This window comes from Sphingopyxis sp. LC363 (assembly GCF_000756385.1).
Taxonomy (GTDB): Bacteria; Pseudomonadota; Alphaproteobacteria; order Sphingomonadales; family Sphingomonadaceae; genus Sphingopyxis.
Genome location: NZ_JNFC01000066.1, coordinates 1 through 1296 on the forward strand (window position 1 = coordinate 1; position 1296 = coordinate 1296).

The 1296-nt window shown below is 61.0% G+C and carries 1 protein-coding gene and 1 pseudogene; both read left to right on the forward strand.

The window, feature by feature from the left end; all coding sequences use genetic code 11:
• A pseudogene (locus FG95_RS17720) lies at positions 1–174 on the forward strand (tyrosine-type recombinase/integrase); the annotation flags it as partial.
• A complete protein-coding gene (locus tag FG95_RS17725; protein WP_010339697.1) occupies positions 171–1175 on the forward strand; it encodes a tyrosine-type recombinase/integrase in 1005 nt (334 codons plus the stop codon). The pseudogene FG95_RS17720 and the gene FG95_RS17725, both read left to right, overlap by 4 nt.
• Positions 1176–1296 lie beyond the last annotated feature (121 nt).

A 1296-nucleotide genomic window follows, 5' to 3' on the forward strand; every position in this document is an offset into this window, starting at 1 on the left:
CTTGAGTCCTGCCCGCGTGACAGGGAGGCCATTGCCCACCACATGGCCGGTCTCAGTGTCTACCTGGGGCACGCGTCGATCGCCAACACGTACTGGTATCTCGAAGCCACGCCAGTGCTGCTGCGCGACATTGCGGCTGCAAGCGAGCAACTTTTTCAAGGAGAAGCGGCATGACGGCGCTTGCTCCCCATCTCTCGGCATATCTGCGGGAACATCTGCCGCGCGAACGCGCCGTCAGCCCGCACACGGTGAAGACCTATGCCAACTGCTTCGTCCTCCTCGTCCAGTTCGCTGCCGATCGGCTGAAGCGCCGACCGACCGATCTAGAGGTTGAGGATCTCGACACAGACATGATCATGGCCTTCCTCGATCATGTCGAGATCGGCCGCGGCAGCTGCGTGCGGACCCGCAATGGCAGGCTCGCCGCGATCCGATCCTTCTTCCGATACATCGAGTACCGGATTCCAGCCTGCCTCGATCAGGCACTCCGTGTCAGAGCAATCCCGACCAAGAAGACAGACAAGGCGCTGATCGATTATCTCGACCGGGCCGAGATCAAGGCTTTGCTCGATACACCCGATCCCCGGACACGCCTCGGCACCCGTGATCGCGCGATGCTGCATCTTACCTATGCTGGCGGACTGAGGGTGTCGGAACTCGTAACGCTGCAACTGGGCGATTTCCCGGACCGCTCCCTGTCCACCATGCACATCATGGGCAAAGGGCGACGTGAACGGGTCCTGCCGCTGTGGAAGGAGACCCAGATCGCATTGCGCGCATGGCTTGCGATCCGGCCTCAAGTTGAGGTCACCGAGATATTCCTCAATGCCAACGGGCAGCCGATGACCCGCGACGGATTTGCGTTCCGATTGGCCGAGCACGTCAAGACGGCAGCGACGAAGCAGCCGTCGATCCTTGGGAAGCGCGTCACACCCCACGTGCTTCGTCATTCTTGCGCGATGCACACGCTCGCGGCGACGGGGGACATTCGCAAGGTCGCATTATGGCTCGGCCACGCCAGTATCCAGAGCACCGAGACCTACTTGCGCGCCGATCCCGAAGAGAAGCTGCAGATTCTCGCAGCCCACGGTGCCCCTGCGATCAAGCCGGGGCGCTTCAAGCCGCCTTCCGACGCCTTGATCACAATGCTCACTGACGTTCGAAGGCGGGCCTGACCCGTCTCCGAACACTCTCTCTAACCCTCATAATATCTGGAGTGAAATCATGGAAAACCGAAGGAAACCTGCGCCTCGCGCCGCCACGCTCGACATAAACTGCGACTGCAAAGAACTCGTG

Bases quoted from the DNA above. Each gene is read 5' to 3' on its own strand.
- FG95_RS17725 (WP_010339697.1), top strand. From the start codon at position 171: ATGACGGCGCTTGCTCCCCATCTCTCGGCATATCTGCGGGAACATCTG.